Source organism: Profundibacter amoris (genome assembly GCF_003544895.1).
GTDB lineage: Bacteria > Pseudomonadota > Alphaproteobacteria > Rhodobacterales > Rhodobacteraceae > Profundibacter > Profundibacter amoris.
Genome location: NZ_CP032125.1, coordinates 1,504,283 through 1,522,964 on the forward strand (window position 1 = coordinate 1,504,283; position 18,682 = coordinate 1,522,964).

The window sequence follows — 18,682 nt, forward strand, 5'->3', positions numbered from 1 at the left end:
GGAGATTGGAATGGCGAAGAAATACAAAGTTGCGGTGGCTGGCTTGGGCTATGTTGGAATGTCGCTGGCCACATTGCTGGCACGCAAACATCAGGTTATCGCCTTCGATATCGACCCCGTGCGCGTTGAAACAGTTAATTCCGGCCGCTCTACAGTGGCGGATCCCGAAATCGAAAACGTGCTGGAAAAGAAGATACTGGACCTCTCGGCGACGCTGGATGCAGCACAGGCGTTTTCGGGCGCAGATTTCATCATCGTTGCGGCGCCAACAAACTATGATAGTCAAGAACACTATTTTGATACGAAAGCCGTTGAATCGGTCATCAAGCAGGCGCGCCAACACAACAAAACGGCGCTGATCGTTATCAAATCCACAATACCGGTCGGTTTCACTGCGCAACAGAGACAGGCCCTTGGGGACGACAGGATCGCTTTCTCTCCCGAGTTCCTGCGCGAGGGGAAGGCGCTTTATGACAACCTCTACCCGTCCCGTATTATTGTTGGCAGCAAATCCGAGGAGGCCGTACAGTTTGCCGAAATGCTGCGAGACGCGAGCCGGAACCCGCAAGTGGACATCCTGCTATCCGGATCAAATGAAGCCGAAGCCGTTAAGCTGTTTGCCAACACCTACCTTGCAACGCGCATCGCATTTTTCAACGAACTGGACAGTTTTGGCATGGCGCAAGGTATGAATGTCAAAGAAATCATCGAAGGTGTGTGTCTGGATCCCAGAATTGGCGGCGGTTACAACAATCCCTCTTTTGGATATGGCGGGTATTGCCTTCCCAAAGATACCAAACAGCTATTGGCAAATTACCGGAACATACCCCACCAGCTTGTTCAGGCTGTGGTGGAGTCAAATTCGTCCCGCAAGGATTATATTGCTGAACAGATTGTCAATCTCGGGGCTGAAACCCTCGGGGTTTACAGGCTGACGATGAAGCAAGGTTCGGACAATATGCGAAGTTCGGCCATGCATGATATCGTCAAGCGCCTTCTGGCCGAGGGGGCGCGGGTTATTGTCTATGAACCGATGCTGAAGGCAGATCAGCTTGCCGGTGTTGAGATCGTCGGAGACCTGACTGAATTCTTGCAGCGGTCAGATGTCGTGATTTGCAACCGACGTGACAAGAACCTTAAAAACTTCACGGGATCTGTTTTCACGCGCGACATTTTTGGCGTGGACTGAACGGCGTTTTCTATCGGTTCTGGCCAAAGATATGCGAGCCGGCACGCACCGCTTTGTCCGTAAGTGATAAGGGGTGGAGGCGTGAGCAACCAAAACGGCCGCACAATGGCGGCGCGTTCACGTTTTCTAACTGTTGACAGATGCGCCTTAGCGGCGATGGCACTTTGATTGTTTCCCAAAGCCCGCCGCTGAACAAATCCACGCGCCGTTTCCGAGAGAGGGTGTGCTTGAGGCCTTGATCACGCGAACAGGATTCGAAACCTTCTGGTTGGCAAGCCAGTCAAAGCGGGCCGAGCCATGTCCAGCAACCGTGGTTTTCTGGACGACACCGTTCTTGTCAATTTGAGAGGCCTGCGCCTCTTGAACCGGAATTGTAAGGCCAATACCAGCCACCAATAAAGACGAAAGAATAACGTATTTCGATTTTCTCAAAAGAATGTTCACAGCTTATCCCTCATTTTTTTAAGACCCCTCTCAAAACGTGTCAGAGACGGATCTCATGTTTTTCATTAGAGCCTTAGTGATGAAAAAGAGGCGTAGCGGTCAAGGCAGGCAAAAATTGGGCAGAAGCTGGACCTACATGTGGCGACTGGATATTGCGCGAATTGCGGGTAAATAATCTATATATTACAACTTTCTAGACGAAAAAAAGGCGAGCCCCTCTCAGGGCTCACCTCGGCGGAAATCCTCTCAAATCTTAGCGTTTAGTCGAGAACCTGGTTTTTTATACGCCAATCCGGCGCGCCAAACCCCTCGGGCCATGGATAAACTTCGGGGAAATTGAAGTAGACCACACCAACCAAAGACGGGTATTCGGGGTTACTGGCCCGCACGCTGTTTTTCCATGCGTCGACATATGGGGCTTTCCCGACATAGCCAAGCTCTGCCACAACAACCGGTTTTCCGAACTTTGCGGCGCGTTCGTAGCGCGGTCCGAAAACCTCGTCGAATGTCCGGTCGTGGCCAAATTTGGCCTTATCCCACGCTTGCAGGCCGAAAACGGTCAGACCCACCAGATCGGCATATTCGTCACCCGGATAATATTTCGCCATGTCTTTGTTACCCAGAGGCGACCACATCAGGTTGATGTTGGGCGCGTCCTCTTTGCAGATGCCAACCATTCGACGATAGGCCTTGATAAACTCTTCCGGTTTCCAGCCCGACCAGATGAACTGACCGCTCTTGTCATCCATTTCGTGCATAAATCGCAATGTAACCGGACTTTTGAGCGTGCCCAGAATTTCACAGATCGCGTGCATATTCGCGTCATAAGCGCCGGAAAAGATACCGTTCTTCAGATACTTTGCGGTATTTCGCTGGCTGCGGGACCAGGTCCATGGTTCGACCGTTACCAACAAGGCCCTGTTGCGTTCGAACGCATATTCATCGGCATCGTTCAGCGAGGGCAGATACACATCTTCCCAGGGCAAAAACAGGTGTTCAACGGTAACATCGCGCACGGCTGAAAAATCACCATCCGGATCATAAACGCCAAAGGGAATATCACCGGGCGGGGTCTGCACCTGGGCGTTGGCGGCAAAGCCAACCAATGCCCAAAGCCCCAAGCCAAGTGCCAGATATTTCGCAAAAGGTTTCTTAAATGCAGCCATCATGGCGCTTCCTCCTCAGAGTTAAATAACCCGATCCAGCCGGGGGCGAACCTAACATGAAAATCTCCCGGTTTACCTTGTCCGGCCCCGGCAACAATGTACTCTACCTTTGTAATTCTCAAAGGCTGTAGCCCGTAGGCCAAAGCATGAAGGCCTACCTCTCCTCTCATGATAATTGCTGTGACGAAAAGCGCCATGATCAAGATCAACGAGCCTATTTGAAGCGCCAGCTTCGTTCCCAATTTCGATAAGCTGCTGCTTTCTTGGCGAAGGTGATGGATTATCGTGACGGCCAATACAGCGACGTAAGCGACCGCATTCATCAGTGCCAAAAGATAGAAACCCCGCGCTTCGGTCAGGTCGTCCTGAACAAGCACGGGAATGATCGCCCCCAGGGCAAGAAACGCATAAAGCATGACAATGCTGTTGGGCAAATCGCGACTTGCGGCTTCTCCCTTGGGGGTAATCCGGAAATCAACGAAACGACCGGTGATCCTGTCTCGCACTGCCATGGTAACGCCCCATAACACCCAGGGCCATTGCAGAATGGGAAACAACATTCTTTCCCAGGATAAAATCGGCGCGTCGGTCGGCCGCAGCAATTTGTCCCGCTTGATCGCAATCACTATGAACAGTGGAATGATCCCCATCGGAAGAACATGCCCGATAAACGCCGGATAGGTTACGTCCACAAAACGGACATCAAAAACAACGGCAATAATTGGCACAATGTACATAAACGCCATTACGATCGAAAACAGTGCGTACCAGATCTGACTGAATCCGAACAGGAACTTCAGCCGAAATGGAAGGTGCCCCAGATAACGGGGGGTATAGCGCAAAAGCAGTGACACAAGGCTGCGTGACCATTGGAATTCCTGTGTCACCAAATCCGGCAGGCTGGCAGGTCCGTCCCCGATTGCAATTGCATCAATCGCGTGAACACCGCGCCAGCCGGCTGCCGATATCAACATCGTTGTTGAATGGTCTTCGGCCAATTCCGGGCCAAGTCCGCCCGCTTGCTTCAATGCTTTCGTGCGCACCGCATAGTGTGACCCTATGCACATGGGCGTAAACAGCTTGGTGTAACCGGCCTGCAAAACACCGTGGAAGCCTGCCTCGGTATACAACCGCGTTCGTACGGTCCAGTGCCCCTTGGCATTTGATGCGCAAATCGACGGCGCCGATACATATCCGACTTTCGGGTCGGCAAAGGGTCTGAGCATCTCTTTGAGGTAGCCCGGTTCCGGCACATGATCTGCATCCAGCTGCGAGACAATATCGTATTCGTCATAGCCCCAATGGTCATAGAAATACGCAAGATTGCCTTCTTTGCAGCGCGTGCGGCGGGGCCATGTCAATTGATGGTACTCCTCCACACCTTTGCGCGACGAGATGCGCACACCATGCTTGGAACACCATTCGATCACTTCCTTGGTTGGATCTTCGTCGGCAAGCCAGGTATCGTGCGGATACTCTTGCGACAGCATCGCTTCCAACGTTTTTCGGGTGACTTCGAAGGGTTCCGATGGCGTCTTTGTGACAATCATCGCAACTTTCCATTGCCCAGGCTTTGGGTCGGGCGCAACAGGACGATGGGCCTGCAGAAACACCACCACAAAGAACAGCTGCAAACTCCAGACCCAGACCAGCACGCCGGTCACCATCATGTACCGGCCCAGTCCGATGATGTGATCCGGATCAAACCACCAAATCCAGAACCAGGCCGAAAAGGCAAACCAGAGCACGGCGAGAAGTCTGTATTTGAATGCCTTCGCGCCCAAAAACAGCGGCTCTAGAAACGGCCGTGGCTCAAGAGCCGGATGACGTCGGCTGGTTGGTTTCATTCCCTTGAAACCCCGTTCCGGTCAGGCGCAAACCAGGGTGCGGCATCGCGTACGATCTGGTCGATGTCACTCCATTGTGGGTTAAACCCAAGGATTTCCCGAGACAGCTTCGCGCATGCGACAAGTTCCGGAGGATCGCCAGCGCGGCGCGGCGCTTCTATGACCGGAACCTTGAGGCCCGTGATCTGTTCGACCGCATCAGCGATTTGCCGCACGGATGTTCCAGTCCCGGTGCCAAGGTTTAACTTGAGCGAGCCGGCGTCGTTGGAAATTGCGTCCAGCGCAAGCAGATGCGCCTGTGCAAGGTCGCTGACGTGGATGTAGTCGCGAATGCAGGTCCCGTCCGGTGTTGGATAGTCTGTCCCGAAAATTTTAAGGGGATCACCCGTCCCATAGGCCGCCATGATCGCTAACGGGACAAGATGCGTTTCCGGAAAATGCTGCTCTCCCAATTCGCCATCAGGATCGGCACCGGCGGCATTGAAATATCGCAATGCCGCAATATGCAGATCACGGGATCGGGCCGCGTCTTCCAGCATCCATTCGCAAATTAGCTTGGTGCGGCCATAAGGGTTGATCGGGGCTTGCACCGTATCCTCGGCGATAGGCAGCTTCTGCGGCACACCGTAAGTTGCGCAAGATGACGAAAAAACGATTCTATTCACATCGGCTTGCTGCATCGCATCCAACAGCGCGATCATGCCGCCGACATTGTTGTCGTAATAAAGCAGCGGCTTTTCAACGCTCTCTCCGACATAGGCAAGGGCTGCAAAATGGATAACTGCTTCTATCTTTTCCCGCTGCAATGTTTCCAAAAGCAGTTCCCTGTCGCGCAGATCACCAATCACAAGAGGGCCCCATTTTACCGCCTCTGCATGACCCCGAGACAGGTTATCGTAAACGACGGGCTGCACGCCGGCTTCGCCCAGGGCCTTGCAGCAATGCGACCCGATATAACCGGCGCCACCGGTAACGAGAACCCGTGATGGAAGGCTCAAAGGATTGCCCCGACTTTCTCGCCCTCTTCGGGCCTCTGCCCCTGGGCTTGCGCAATTTCGCTTTTGAAATACTCGATGGTTGGAACCAAACCATCCCGCAGGGGCACTTTGGGCTCCCAGCCAAGTAGCATCTTGGCGCGCGTGATGTCGGGGCGCCGCTGCCGTGGATCATCTTGGGGAAGATCATGGTGGACCACGCCTTTGGCCGTCGGGATCATCTCTGAAACCAGTCCGGCCAATTCGTTGATGGTAAACTCTCCCTGATTGCCCAGATTGATCGGGTCAACACCGCAGGTCTCGGATTCCATCAGCGAAATCAGGCCATTCAACAAGTCGTCAATATAACAAAACGAGCGCGTCTGCTCTCCGGTACCGTAAATGGTCAGCTCCTCGCCCTTCAACGCCTGAACGATAAAGTTCGAAACAACCCGCCCGTCTTCGGGATCCATCCGAGGGCCATAGGTATTAAAGATACGCGCAATCCGGATATCGATCCCCGTCGCGCCGTGCATCTCGTGAAACAGGGTTTCTGCCGCCCTCTTGCCCTCGTCATAGCAGGCGCGTGGCCCAACAGTGCTCACCAGACCTCTATAGCTTTCGTTTTGCGGCGAAATATCGGGATCACCGTAAACTTCGGATGTCGAACACTGCAGAACCCGTGCCGATTTTGATTCGGCAAGTTCCAGAAGGTTCAGCGAACCAATTACCGAGGTCAAAAACGTGTGCACCGGATTTTTCTGGTATTTCGGCGGAGACGCGGGGCAGGCAAGGTTGTAAATCCGATCCACGCGGCCGCCAAGGCTGAACGGCTGAATGATATCATGCAGAAAAAAACGATAGTTTTCGTTTGGCAACAATTCGGCGATGTTTTCTTGCCGTCCGGTTTCCAGATTATCAATGCAGATAACCTGCCAACCGGCATCAAGCAGCCGCCTGGAGAGGTTGGATCCAATGAACCCGGCCCCACCGGCCAGCAGAACAACGCCTGCACCATGGTCTGCGTCTGCATCATCGAATTGCGGGTCAAACCGGTTGCTTATCTTTTTCATCCCAATTCCCCTTTAATAAATTTCCTTGTAATCGCAAAACTACCCTTCTGTAGTATTGCAAATATCATTCGGGGAAGGGCTGACACAAATCAAGAACATTGAAAATAATGACGCGCCGCTTGGCCAATATTGCCACAAATCGCATCAGTGATCTGAAGTTCCGGCTCTGTGTTTGTGTTGTCTGTCAAATGTCCCTTTCCTTGCAATTGCGATGGGTTTCTCTTTGCAATCTTTCGTGAACCCGGCAGACATGATCCGGTAGTGCTTGAACGATTAGCGCCCGGATTTACCATTTCCAAGTGTATCGCAAACGACTGAAATAAAGGGATTCGAACTCCTTAACCACCTTGTCATTCAAGATGTTAGAGGGACTTTTCATAGAAAGATATGAAATGGCGGAGAGACAGGGATACTACGCCAAAAAGTATAAGCTATTGGTATTGCTAATTAATTCGTCCTGATGTTGTCCATTTATGGTATTGAGCAGTATGGACAACGCTTAGCGGAATTAGCCAGTAATTACAATAAATCTCCCCACCATCGGCACCCCCCCACTGAATTAAGGCCCACCATTAGAAAACCGGCTTATGCAGGGGTAGCCTCAGTTATACGCCTCACCACATAGCCTCAGCCTGTCTTAAGGAGGAGGGTGTGGGAATGGTGGTGGTTGATTAGCAACACGGTAGCTGAGGCTTAGCCCTAGGGTCACTTAGGGGGCAGCTTAGGGGTAACTCTGGGTATGTAGCCTCAGGGAGTGTAAAATGCATAGGCCGAATGTTTTCCTAAGCACATCCAATGAATATGGCAACACTATGAAAAACAACAAAAAAGACACCAAACGCCTACGCAAAAGAGGCTATCTCTCAGTGACATTAAATTAAGACCGGAAACATTCCAATTCCGCGAGTTTCAAACCATAGAATCCCATGTATTCGAGCTGGGCCAAACCCTTAAGTCGGGGCGTGAATTAGACCCCATGCTAGTTTGGGATAGAGGGAAAGATGGCTATATCATAATTGATGGGCACCACCGTTATGAAACCTATCGCATATGTAAACTCAGCGCCAAAATCTCTGTGCGAGTATTTAGTGGAACAGAGGAAGAGGCCGTATTGTTGGCCCTTGAAGATAACGCAAAGGTTCGGTTGCCCATGACAGCACAGGAAAAATCAAATGCCGCGTGGCGGTTGGTCTGTAGCGATTATGATTTTAGCAAAGCGGACATATGTATCGCCACAGGGATAAGTGGACCTGTCCCGCTTTGGTGCCGCTCTGGGTGCTCATTTAAGCGGCCTTTCGTTCAAAAACCAATGGGCTTTTCCAGCCCAGTGCCGAGTGTCTGCGGCGCGGGTTATAGAAGCCATTGATGTACTCGAAGATGGCGACCTCCACCGCTCGGCATGTTTGCCAGGAATGCCGCCAGATCAGCTCGACTTTGATTGTTTTGAATAAGGTTTCCATCGCAGCATTGTCGTAGCAATTAGACAATGGGGCACATGAGAAATTGGCATTCAGTTTAAATTAAAGGGTATACTATTTTTAGTGGCATAATATACTAATCCCTTGGATCCCAAAATCAGGGGGATAATACAGTTCTTTTCATGGAGAAAGCCAACTTGGGTAGAAAACCAGACCTCATATGTATAGGTGCACAAAAATCGGGCACAACATGGTTGCATGATGTCTTATCTGAAAGACCCGATATCTGGGTTCCGCCATTTAAAGAACTCCATTTTTTCGATCATAAATTCAATAATGAGAACAAGGCATGGACAGGTTGGCACGTCAGAAAAGGTGTGCAAATAGCCAAATCCCGTTACCTAAAGGAAAATATGAGCCCAGATCCTAAGTATATTAAATATTTAGACTCGATCCTTGAAAAACCGATGTTTAATGGAACATGGTACAAAAGAATATTTTCCCAGGCGCCCATTAATTCGATATGCCTAGATGTAACCCCAGCGTACTCTTGTATCTCTGAAAAAGGAGTAAGTTTCGTTTCTAATTTTTTAAAAGAAGCGAAATTTATCTATATAATTCGCCCTCCATTTGAAAGGGCCTTATCCCAACTAAGAATGGATATCACAAGAAGAGGCACCCCTTTGTCGAAAGGTGAATGGGTGGAACGTGCAACGATGCCCATTCTTTTTACCAGAGGGGATTATAAACTTAATATTCCTCGATGGAGCGCACATTTTGATCAAAAGCGACTTCTATTTCTTCCATTTCATGGGATAATCAAAGAACCTTACCAATTCCTAAAACAAGTTGAACAATTCGCCGGATTATTACCATTTGAGGGTTATACAAAGGCAACAAAAAAAATTCATAAATCAGAACAAATTACCTTTCCTACATATGTTCTAGATATTATTAGAGAAAAAACGCTTGAACAGGACCAATTCATAAAATGGTATTTTGGGTCTGATTACTTAAATGAATGAGACACGAAAATAATCAATTATATTGATAACCTGTAATTGGCACAGTGATGCTGAATTTATAACCATTGTTTAATGGTGGATTACAGCATTTCGACCATGGTTTTAACAATGTTCGACGGGGGGGGATTCACTGCTGCATTTGGCCTCAAATCCAGTGAACTGGCCGTGGCAGTATTCATAAACACGCCCAGATCATCGTGAGATTTGTCGCTTCCCAGTTTATCAAAGGTCAGCTCAAGCATGATGGCGTTGCATCCGAAGCGAGCATAAATACGATAATCCCCCTGAAAATTAGTGGAGTTCACGCGTAGAGTTTTCTCGGCATAATATCTGAGGATATTTTGAATGAAGAGCAAACGATATATCGACTCGCAAATAATGGGGATACTGAAGCAGGCCGAAAGTGGTGTGCCGGTATCCGAGCTTTACCGCGAACACGGAATGAGCAGCGCGAGTTTCTATTAATGGCGAGCAAAGTTCGGGGGTATTGATGCGTCTATGATCTTGGAGATGAAGGCGCTGGCCGAGGAAAACCGTCGCCTGAAGCGGATGTATGCCGAGGTGAGCATGCAGACGATCTGCTGAAGGAAGTGCTCGGAAAAAAGTAGCGAGGCCGTCTCTGCGCATGGACCCTCTCGGTGATTGTTCCAATCACCTGCCGCCGGTCAATGGATGGCCGTGAAAGCGGTCGCCAGCCGTGGGGTCAGCATCGCTCTGGCCTGTCGGACGTTCAGTATTAGCGAGAGCTGCTACCGGTATGAGCGTAAGCTCAGCGATGAAAACGCCGAAATCGCGATATGGCTTGTAAAGGTAACGGCCAACCGCCGCACCTGGGGCTTTGGCCTGTGTTTTCTGCATCTGCACAATGTGAAGGGCTATGGCTGGAACCATAAGCGCGTGTACCGCATTTATTGCGAGCTGGAGCTGAACTTGCGGATCAGACCGAAGAAACGCTTGAAACGGGACAAGCCGGACACACTGGCAGTTCCTGACGCGGCCAACCATACATGGTCGATGGGCTTCATGGCGGATCAATTGGCTGATGGCCGTAGTATTCAAACTTTGAACGTGCTGGACGACTTCAACCGCGAAGGGTTAGGCATAGAAGTTGACTTCTCGCTGCCCGCCAAGCGGGTTATCCGCAGCCTTAATCAGATCATCGAATGGCGCGGGAAACCGCAGATTATCAGGGTCGATAATGGCCCAGAATATATCAGCGGCAAACTGATGGCATGGGCTGAGAAGGCAGGCATCCACATCCAATACATCCAGCCTGGGAAGCCCCAACAGAACGCCTATATTGAGCGCTACAATCGCACGGTCCGCCATGAATGGTTGGACCAGAATATCTTTGAAACCATAGAGGAAGCTCAGGAACAGGCCACAGAATGGTTCTGGACATATAACAATGATCGGCCCAACATGCCCATCGGCGGGATTATACCCGCAATGAAACTGGAACTAGCCGCGTAATTCTACAAGCGGACCCCATTAAAAATGGGGGGATTACCATATGCAAAACGTGCCGCAGTAATCCCATGAGGAACGGGGATTATCGTGACACAGGTCATGGACTAGGAAATTGCAAATGTCATTGGTCTACTCTCAAACAGCCAAACGACATTACTTTCTTTACCTTGGGGTAGGTTCTCTTTCTGCTTAAGTTCATTTGCTGCTACTTTTATCGCCGAGATGAGCGAATCATATGTTTTCGGAAGGCCATTTTCCTCTGAAAATCTAGCTATATCCAGCAGAATATCTGTCACCCAAGTAGTATCATTCATTTAGATTCGCCTTCCTAGTTCATCTACATTGTTTAAAGGAATAGGCGCCAATTATGGTAAATAAATTACTAATTTTCATGTAGAAATATGCATTATCAGCAGCAAAGCACAGAAAAACCATATATTGTGATTTGACGACCATGTACTCCCCCCTAAGATTCCTCGGTAATCCGTGCAGTGTTCGTAACCCGCTGCTCCGCCATCCAACGCTGGTCCAAAGATGGGTAGCGCTTCAAAACCCCAAAAGACTCTGGTTCAGGTCGGATGACAATTCAGTTGTGGGCCACGACTAATATCTCATTAAGCATCTGTCGATGCTCTGCGTTAATTCAGCTGATGATAAACACCGCTATATCGAGAGTGTCCGATCTTTTGTGTATGAGTAATTTGGTCCATGCTTCACCAACGAAGGAGCATGACAACAATGACGATTTCCAAGGAACTACTCGACGAGCTGCTTAGCGGCGTGGAACAGCCCGAAGATTTTTTCGGCGACAAAGGCCTGATGAAGGAGCTGAAGGTCCGGCTTATGGAGCGAATGCTACTCCCGCTATATCCCGTATTGCCACTGCGTGAGAGTATTCCAGATAAGAAATTTTCTAGCTAAATGGATTTTTTAACCGCGTGAAACATCTGTAACTCATTGTAGCCTTCACAGCCGATTCCACAGCATGTAGTGACCGCATCCTCAAAACTACAGGGAAACAATCTGTTTCTTGAATTTGTTATTGTTTAATTAACCAATACCAGGTCCACCATTATTCAATCGAATTTCAACTTAGGGGATATTAGCAAAATGAGTGACTACAAATGGATGGTTGATGCCCTCTTTGATATGGCCGCGTTTGCTGAGAAGAATAAATTACAGAAAAGTTATGATTCATTGGTGAATTCTTTAGTTGAAGTAATGATAGAAATAGGACCGACCGATCATATAGAAGAAGATAAATTGCTTGGGGTTGGTCCTTCCAGTGATAATGTTATCGCTCTTCCCATATGAAAAATAACCCATAGGTTGGGTTCAACTTACCTTGCAATAATTTACCTCTACATAGGTAGCTTTAGCTGGGGCTGATCTGCGAATGAGCGGTTTTTTGCTTTAGTAAAACTGAATTGAAAAAATTAACCATTGATTAACTAAAGTAAAGCAATTCTTCCCTAATGCTTAATTCGGGGGAATTACTATGACAGACACAAACAACATTAGCAGGATAGCGCTATTGGAACATGTTGCACTTCCAATGGGGAATCTGTCGCGTACAATCGAGGGCCTTCTAAGTGATAGTGCAGATCTAAATCAGGCCACCGTGAGAGACGGTTTGCGGGTCGCGCAATTAAATGCAGAATCTATCTACCAATTCATACTAAAAAACAGCCAGAAACCTACTTCACGAGTAGGCATTAGAACACCAGAAGTCTTGCGCGAATTCATCACACAGCATTGCGCCTCGCCGTCGTAAATACATTGGCTCTTCAACATATAGCTGGTGTAGCTTGAGCTATGACTGAATCTGGTGTTTGAGGTTTTGAAGGTTGGCGGCGTATCTGGTTGATTTGTGTTGCAAGACATCAAATCCACCACAGGAGATACACCACCATGGATACGAGTAACATTGTTGATATTACCAGTCGAGACGGGATTTCGGATGGTCTGACGAATTTGCTTCGAGAGGGAGCGCAGAAGATGATAGCGACGGCGGTTGAGGCCGAACTTGAGAGTTTTCTGGCACAATACGCGGCCTTGCACACAGCGTCGGGCCATGCGGCTGTGGTACGTAACGGACACCAGCCTGCACGCGCTGTGCAAACCGAGATAGGGCCGGTAAGCGTACGCATTCCCAAGGTGCGCTCGAAAACCGGCAAGCCCGTGACGTTTCGGTCTGCGCTGGTGCCACCCTATATCTGCAAGACAAAAACACTAGAGGCGGCACTGCCTTGGCTTTATCTCAAGGGCATTTCCAGCGGCGAAATGGGGGCGGCTCTCAAGGTGCTTTTGGGGCCAGATGTCAAAGGGCTGTCGGCCAACACGGTGTCGCGCCTGAAGCGGGACTGGGCCAGGGAATACAACGGCTGGCGGACGCAACCACTGGATCAGGAGCCTTGGGTCTATATCTGGGCGGACGGTATTTACAGCGGTTTCCGCGGCCAGGATGACAAGCTGTTCGCCCTTGTCGTTGTTAGCGTAAACGCCCGTGGCGAAAAGCATTTTTTGGAGATCGAGGACGGCACGCGTGAGTCGACTCAAAGCTGGCGCGAGGTGCTTCTCAACCTCAAAAGCCGTGGCATGAACGCGCCTAAACTGGCCATTGGCGACGGGGCCATGGGCTTCTGGGCCGCGCTGGAAGAGGTGTTCCCGCTGACCCGTCAACAGCGGTGCTGGCAGCACAAAACCCTGAATGTGCTGAATTGCCTGCCTAGGCTTTCCCAGCTCAAAGCCAAGCAAGCCCTGCACGACATTAGGCAGGCCGAGACCAAAGCCGATGCCCAAAAGGCCTTCAATCTGTTCATTGAAACTTACGGGGCGAAATACTCAAAGGCCACGCTGTGCCGGTAAAAAGACCACGAGGAACTGATGGCCTTCTTTGATTTCCCCGCCCAGCATTGGCAAAGCATCCGCACCAGCAACCCGATTGAATCCACCTTCGCCACCATCCGCCACCGCACAAAACGCTCCAAGGGCTGTCTGTCGCGGGACGGAATGCTGCATATGATGTTCAAGCTGGGGCAATGCGCTGAGGAAAACTGGCGTAGACTACGCGGCTTCAATTAACTGGCCAAGGTCATCACCGGCGTTAAATTCACAGACGGTATAGAAACAACAATCAATCAGGCCGCTGCATGACCCGAAAACCTCAAACACCAGATTTGACAATAGCTCGTGTAGCTTTGCGCCTACCCAATCCAGTATCTTGCTAAATACCGCACCTGAATAACGATAATAAACTTCCAATACATAAGGGGCTATTCAGTCGCCTTGAATTCAAATTAATAACTAAATCAAACATAATGCCTCAATTTAAACACAGGAATGCCCACCTCAACAAAATATATCCTCCTTATATCTAAATCACTCTTAGAGAGCTTTCGTAATTAGATATAAGGTGGATCGATGACTGTATATTCTCTTGGTCAAGTTTCTGGCGAATACAATGAAGCACATACGATTGATAGCAATTATTTTGCATCAGTTGTGATTGGAAATCTCAATGCGGTTACACTTGGTAGTGAAAGGGAAGACAGCTTTAGTGATGCAATATCATACTTAGGCGTCACGGCTATCAGGTGGCCGGGCGGGTCTGAAGCGGAACGGGATTTCGACTGGAGGTCCGATGCATCCTCCACTCATACGCTTGACGTATCAGACTTAAGAACGGCAATAGACTATTGCGCAGAGAATGGGCTAAATTTCAGTTTTACGTTTCCCACTTCCGAATTCAAGGGAATGTCCGATAATGAATTAAACGATTTGGATGGACAGATCTCAACTTTCATTGCCGATGAATTAATAGCTTATGCCGATCAAAAAAATGTGATTATCGACTCCATAAAAATAGGAAATGAGTATGATTTGAATGGCTTGAGCGCGGCCGAGTATGGTCAAATTGCCAGTCGGTTATCATTAATAATTGGGGAATCGTTAGACCAGTACGGGAGCTCGCATATTGGATGGGGTGAACCCAAATTGGTAGTGGAATCTGGTCGGATATGGTTGCAGGAAAGTGGGTCGGGTTTGTTTTTTGGGGATAGAGATCACAATGGTTTGATGGATGCACAAGAAATAAAAGACGCCTTTGATACTATTGAAGCTGGTTATGTGGATGCAGTAGATATACATAGCCTTACACTTTTCTTATCCTCATATGAGGATTATTTTGGTCAAGGGCCATACTCAAATGCAAATTTGAATACAATATATAGCAGCCTTAATTCATTCTGGGATGATACTTTCCAAGATGTTGAGTTACACACATTAGCATGGCAATATCCATGGCAAAGAGATATTGACGGGCCTCAAGGGCCGGGCGGTGTTGAAGACCATGGGGGTTCCGCCCTTGTAAATGCTTCTCTAGGTTTCATGCAGTATTATGAGATGTCCCTTGGGGGTGTAGACTATGCTGTGTCTTGGCTAGCATCGGGATGGGGGGGTGCAAGCCCAACATTATTTCATAACGAACCTCGTGCTGGAGGGGAGCTATTCAGATTAATGCACGAGAACATTAGTGGTTTGAGGGCTATAGAATTTGATCAAGATCCAACGGTTTTTCAGAATGGCGATGATATTGAGGACGTAGTATTCAGAGCATTTGAACAAGAGGGAAAAGTCGTCCTATACATTGGAAACTTAGAAACAGAATCGCAAACAATTACTATAGATGATGTTCTTCAATTTCTGGAAGGCGTTGATGGGTTTGGTGGCTTCTTAAATTTGAATACTACCGAAAACATTCATATTTGGGGGAGCCGCCTTGGTGTAGATGGTGACCCTAATAATTATTCTTCGATGCCTGTCATTGACATTTATAACCACATAGATTTGTTTGGAGACTCTAAAGGCTTTGGAGCTTTAGAATTCGAATTGGGCGCATATGAAATCATGCAGCTCACTTTTACTTCACGTAACCATGACTTGGTGGAAATGAGTGGGCATAATGGAAATGACACATTGATAGGATCCACATGGAATGATGAGCTATTCGGGATGGGTGGGAACGACACCATCTACGGTGGTACCGGCAATGATGCCATTTACGGCGACAGCGGTAATGACGAGTTACGCGGTGATGCGGGAAATGATAATATATCAGGTGGCTTAGGCGCGGATTTGGTGATAGGAGGCACCGGAAATGATGTGATTTCCGGTGGTGCATATGGAGATGAAATGTTCGGTGGAGATGGCTTTGACTTCATTAATGGCGGTTTTGGCAATGATCGATTAAATGGAGGGGAGGGGGGTGATAAATTTTTTCACCTTGGGATTGCCGATCACGGCTCTGACTGGATTCAGGATTATAACTCTGTTGAGGGCGATGTTTTACTCTGGGGCGGCGGGAACGCGACGGCATCGGACTTTTTGGTACAACGTGCCTTTACAGATAATGCGGGGGATGCAAGTGTAGAAGAGATCTTCATCACCCATATCCCAACCGGCAATCTATTGTGGGCATTGGTTGACGGTGGTGAGCAAGCCGAAATCAATATCCAGATTGGCGGAGAGGTATATAATCTGCTTTAACTTGTGGACCTGTCTCGGAATTGTGCCGCTCCTTTAACCGCATATTATGCGCAAAAGGAGAACTACTATGGGAACGAAACGCACAGCTGAATTCAGACAGGAAGCAGTCAGGATTGCACTGACGAGTGGGCTTACACGGAAGCAAGTAATTGCCGACTTTGGTATCGGTTTTTTCGACTCTGGGCAAGTGGATACAGCAGGATCGGAAGAACCCTGAAAAGCCTTCGGCATAAACTGATTTTGAGCGTGAGATAGCAGAACTCCGCAAAGAAAACCGTCTTCTGCAAGAGGAGAGGGAGCTGTTAAAAAAAGCAACGATCTTCTTCGCGGACCAAAGCAAATGTGGTTCGCATTTGTTGAAAAGCACCGCAAAAGAATCCCCACCGAGCGTCTTTGCCGGATCGTCGATGTCTCCCCCGCAGCTACCGTGCCTGGCGGGGCCGCCCAGCTAGCCGCCGTCAACGTGAAGACATGGTATTACTGGCCCATATCCGGGAGCAGCATCGCCTGAGCTTGAACAGTTATGGTCGGCCGAGGATGACCGAAGAGCTGAAAGAGAACGGTCTTGAAGTCGGCCACCGGCGTGTCGGTCGTTTAATGCGCCAGAACGGAATATCTGTTACCTTTTGCTACTTCTCTACGATATTCGAGGGCCTTTGCTCTTGCGTTCGACAAACCAACAACACGGGCGGAGCCAAGCCCAAAATCTCTCCGCCGGCCTTTTACAGTCACGCGCAGAAGCAATCTTCTTGCCCTTGCTATGCTGCCCTCCACCGTCTGTATGTCGCCCCACCGGGGCAACAAGCACAAACTTGGTGCTAAGGCGTTTTTCACGATGCGGGCCGTTTTTAGCAGGCATTTAAATGGTTCCTATTTTACCACTCTACATTCTACCCCACACTATATATTGTGACGGTTTTGACACCGTTGATTATTCTGCCGCTGCCGACCCTGACACCACCGGTCGCACAACAGGGATTACCGTTACGCAAAACGCACAAGAAGTTGGCACGGGCATCGTGAATGACGGATTGGGCGGAACAGATACGCTGGTTTCCATCGAGTTTATCAACGGCACCAGCTTTGACGACAGCTTTGCTGTGACCGGCAGTCTTGCGGGTGTGGGCGGAGAGTCACAACTGCAGTTTGATGGTGGGGCGAATGGCGAGAACGGCGATACACTCAACCTGTCCGGGGTGACGAGCGGTGGGTTAACCGTGGTTTTGCAAACGGCGGGCGATGCTGGATATGCGACCCACAGCACCGGTTTTCCGGGTTTCGTTTCTGGCGACGCCGAGATTGCTTTTGGCGGTATCGAAAACGTCGTCGGCAGCAATTCCAACGACACCATCACCGGCAGCGAGGCCAGCAACATCCTCTATGGCGGCGATGGTGCAGACAGCCTATCCGGCGGTGCCGGGGATGATATTCTGATCTTTGACGCGGCGGATACCGTGGTTGACGGCGGTGCGGGTCGTGATGTGGGGATCGTGACCGGCGAGGTCGGGGTGACGGTTGATCTGGCCACACAGGGGCTTGAGGTTGTGGTTGGCGGTGCGGGGGCGGACAATTTCACCCTGAACGGCCAAGGCGGTACACTGCAAATGGTTGCTGGTGGTGGGGGTGCGGATATCTTCACTATCGACAGTATGGGAACGACACCCTCGTCAAGTGGGCCAGTTGTGGTTTGGGGTGGTGAAGGTGCTGACGAGTTCAGGATCAACGCCCTCGGCGGAGTCAACGATAGTACTGGCAAAGTATACACCGATTTTGCACATGGCATATTGGCCGTAAATGTCGAGGGGTTAACCGCCGATAATTTTGCAGACTTTGACCTTGACCTGCTGGGGTTGGGTGCCAATTTCAACTGGGATGCCATTGATATGGTTGTTCTGAATCCAGATGCAGCGGATAAGTTTTATATTAATGGCGAGCAGATAGAACAGAAAGTTGAAACGCTTACAACCTTTCATGAGACAGAGGAAACTTGGCCCCAGTTTGGTGAGCCTACCTTCTCAGGATCAGAAATTACCTTAGGAACATATGATTCTCTGAGCACATATACTCTATCTGAAACAGATTTTCTTGGCGGGAATGTAACAATTCAGACAGGTACAAAAATAGTCGCCCATGAAAGTAGCGTGTTTATTGATCACAATGGTGATGAAAGTGATCTCGATATAGTACATGACGCTCTATACAGAATTGGATATGAAGAAGCTTTTACAAAAGACAATGCAGTTACTCCAAAGCCAGGGAGAACTACTGTGCATTTTTTTGATGAGGAATATGGTGACTTACTCGACGCAGAACATCAGAAATATTGTGTCCGCCGCAACCTGCCCTTAGATACAGCCACGGTTCGACAACAGTCGCCAATCACGCGGAGAGGTGCCGGAGTGGTCGAACGGGGCGGTCTCGAAAACCGTTGTGGGTGCAAGCCTACCCAGGGTTCGAATCCCTGTCTCTCCGCCAGCCACCACTTTCACTCATTTACAAGGGGTGGTGTCACCGTTTTCCAATTGCCTT

13 protein-coding genes, 1 tRNA gene and 5 pseudogenes are annotated in these 18,682 nt (G+C 49.3%); 10 read left to right on the top strand and 9 right to left on the bottom strand.

What is annotated here, in order from left to right:
* Positions 1-10 precede the first annotated feature (10 nt).
* Positions 11-1,189, top strand: coding sequence for a nucleotide sugar dehydrogenase (locus tag BAR1_RS07505; RefSeq protein WP_118942447.1), 1,179 nt, complete (start codon positions 11-13; stop codon positions 1,187-1,189).
* 147 nt (positions 1,190-1,336) lie between these two features.
* On the opposite strand, the gene BAR1_RS17925 is transcribed toward BAR1_RS07505, so the two are convergent.
* The 6 genes and pseudogenes from BAR1_RS17925 to BAR1_RS07535 all read right to left on the bottom strand — a co-directional run.
* Complete coding sequence (locus tag BAR1_RS17925; protein WP_162891698.1) at positions 1,337-1,633, bottom strand: hypothetical protein; 297 nt, start codon at positions 1,631-1,633, stop codon at positions 1,337-1,339.
* A 260-nt stretch (positions 1,634-1,893) separates the two neighbouring features.
* On the bottom strand, positions 1,894-2,802 hold the full coding sequence (locus BAR1_RS07510; RefSeq protein WP_118942448.1) for a glycoside hydrolase family 26 protein: 909 nt from the start codon (positions 2,800-2,802) through the stop codon (positions 1,894-1,896).
* On the bottom strand, positions 2,799-4,646 hold the full coding sequence (locus BAR1_RS07515) for a glycosyltransferase (RefSeq protein WP_118942449.1): 1,848 nt from the start codon (positions 4,644-4,646) through the stop codon (positions 2,799-2,801). The genes BAR1_RS07510 and BAR1_RS07515 overlap by 4 nt, the downstream gene beginning before the upstream one ends.
* Positions 4,643-5,644 carry a UDP-glucose 4-epimerase GalE gene (gene galE, locus BAR1_RS07520; RefSeq protein ID WP_118942450.1) on the bottom strand — a complete coding sequence of 334 codons (1,002 nt, stop codon included), beginning with the start codon at positions 5,642-5,644 and terminating at the stop codon, positions 4,643-4,645. The genes BAR1_RS07515 and galE overlap by 4 nt, the downstream gene beginning before the upstream one ends.
* On the bottom strand, positions 5,641-6,693 hold the full coding sequence (locus BAR1_RS07525; protein WP_118942451.1) for a UDP-glucuronic acid decarboxylase family protein: 1,053 nt from the start codon (positions 6,691-6,693) through the stop codon (positions 5,641-5,643). The genes galE and BAR1_RS07525 overlap by 4 nt, the downstream gene beginning before the upstream one ends.
* Positions 6,694-7,976: 1,283 nt before the next feature.
* A pseudogene (locus BAR1_RS07535) lies at positions 7,977-8,174 on the bottom strand (IS3 family transposase); the annotation flags it as partial.
* Between the two features lie 134 nt (positions 8,175-8,308).
* On the opposite strand from BAR1_RS07535, the gene BAR1_RS07540 reads away from it, so the two are divergent.
* Entirely contained in the window at positions 8,309-9,136 is an 828-nt protein-coding gene (locus tag BAR1_RS07540) for a sulfotransferase family protein (protein ID WP_162891699.1), read from the top strand.
* Positions 9,137-9,216: 80 nt separating this feature from the next.
* Here BAR1_RS07540 and BAR1_RS17930 read toward each other — a convergent pair whose 3' ends face one another.
* Positions 9,217-9,378 carry a hypothetical protein gene (locus BAR1_RS17930; protein WP_162891700.1) on the bottom strand — a complete coding sequence of 54 codons (162 nt, stop codon included), beginning with the start codon at positions 9,376-9,378 and terminating at the stop codon, positions 9,217-9,219.
* A 103-nt stretch (positions 9,379-9,481) separates the two neighbouring features.
* Here BAR1_RS17930 and BAR1_RS07545 point away from each other — a divergent pair.
* Positions 9,482-10,609: pseudogene (locus BAR1_RS07545) on the top strand (IS3 family transposase).
* 101 nt (positions 10,610-10,710) lie between these two features.
* On the opposite strand, the gene BAR1_RS07550 reads toward BAR1_RS07545, so the two are convergent.
* Positions 10,711-10,920: a hypothetical protein gene (locus BAR1_RS07550; RefSeq protein WP_118942454.1), complete on the bottom strand. Its 210-nt coding sequence runs from the start codon at positions 10,918-10,920 to the stop codon at positions 10,711-10,713.
* A 424-nt stretch (positions 10,921-11,344) separates the two neighbouring features.
* Here BAR1_RS07550 and BAR1_RS07555 point away from each other — a divergent pair, with 424 nt between their 5' ends.
* The 6 genes and pseudogenes from BAR1_RS07555 to BAR1_RS18395 all read left to right on the top strand — a co-directional run.
* Entirely contained in the window at positions 11,345-11,527 is a 183-nt protein-coding gene (locus tag BAR1_RS07555; protein WP_118942455.1) for a hypothetical protein, read from the top strand.
* Positions 11,528-11,716: 189 nt separating this feature from the next.
* On the top strand, positions 11,717-11,920 hold the full coding sequence (locus BAR1_RS07560) for a hypothetical protein (RefSeq protein ID WP_118942456.1): 204 nt from the start codon (positions 11,717-11,719) through the stop codon (positions 11,918-11,920).
* Positions 11,921-12,517: 597 nt separating this feature from the next.
* Positions 12,518-13,762, top strand: a pseudogene (locus BAR1_RS07565) (IS256 family transposase).
* Between the two features lie 267 nt (positions 13,763-14,029).
* On the top strand, positions 14,030-16,153 hold the full coding sequence (locus tag BAR1_RS07570) for a calcium-binding protein (protein WP_194295024.1): 2,124 nt from the start codon (positions 14,030-14,032) through the stop codon (positions 16,151-16,153).
* A 67-nt stretch (positions 16,154-16,220) separates the two neighbouring features.
* Positions 16,221-16,774, top strand: a pseudogene (locus BAR1_RS18160) (IS3 family transposase); the annotation flags it as partial.
* 242 nt (positions 16,775-17,016) lie between these two features.
* Positions 17,017-17,538 (top strand): annotated as a pseudogene (locus BAR1_RS18395) (hypothetical protein); the annotation flags it as partial.
* Positions 17,539-17,556: 18 nt separating this feature from the next.
* Here BAR1_RS18395 and BAR1_RS07585 read toward each other — a convergent pair.
* Positions 17,557-17,742, bottom strand: coding sequence for a hypothetical protein (locus BAR1_RS07585; RefSeq protein WP_162891701.1), 186 nt, complete (start codon positions 17,740-17,742; stop codon positions 17,557-17,559).
* Between the two features lie 796 nt (positions 17,743-18,538).
* Between BAR1_RS07585 and BAR1_RS07590 the strand changes: the two genes are divergently transcribed.
* A tRNA-Ser gene (locus tag BAR1_RS07590) sits at positions 18,539-18,628 on the top strand.
* The last annotated feature ends 54 nt before the right edge of the window (positions 18,629-18,682 follow it).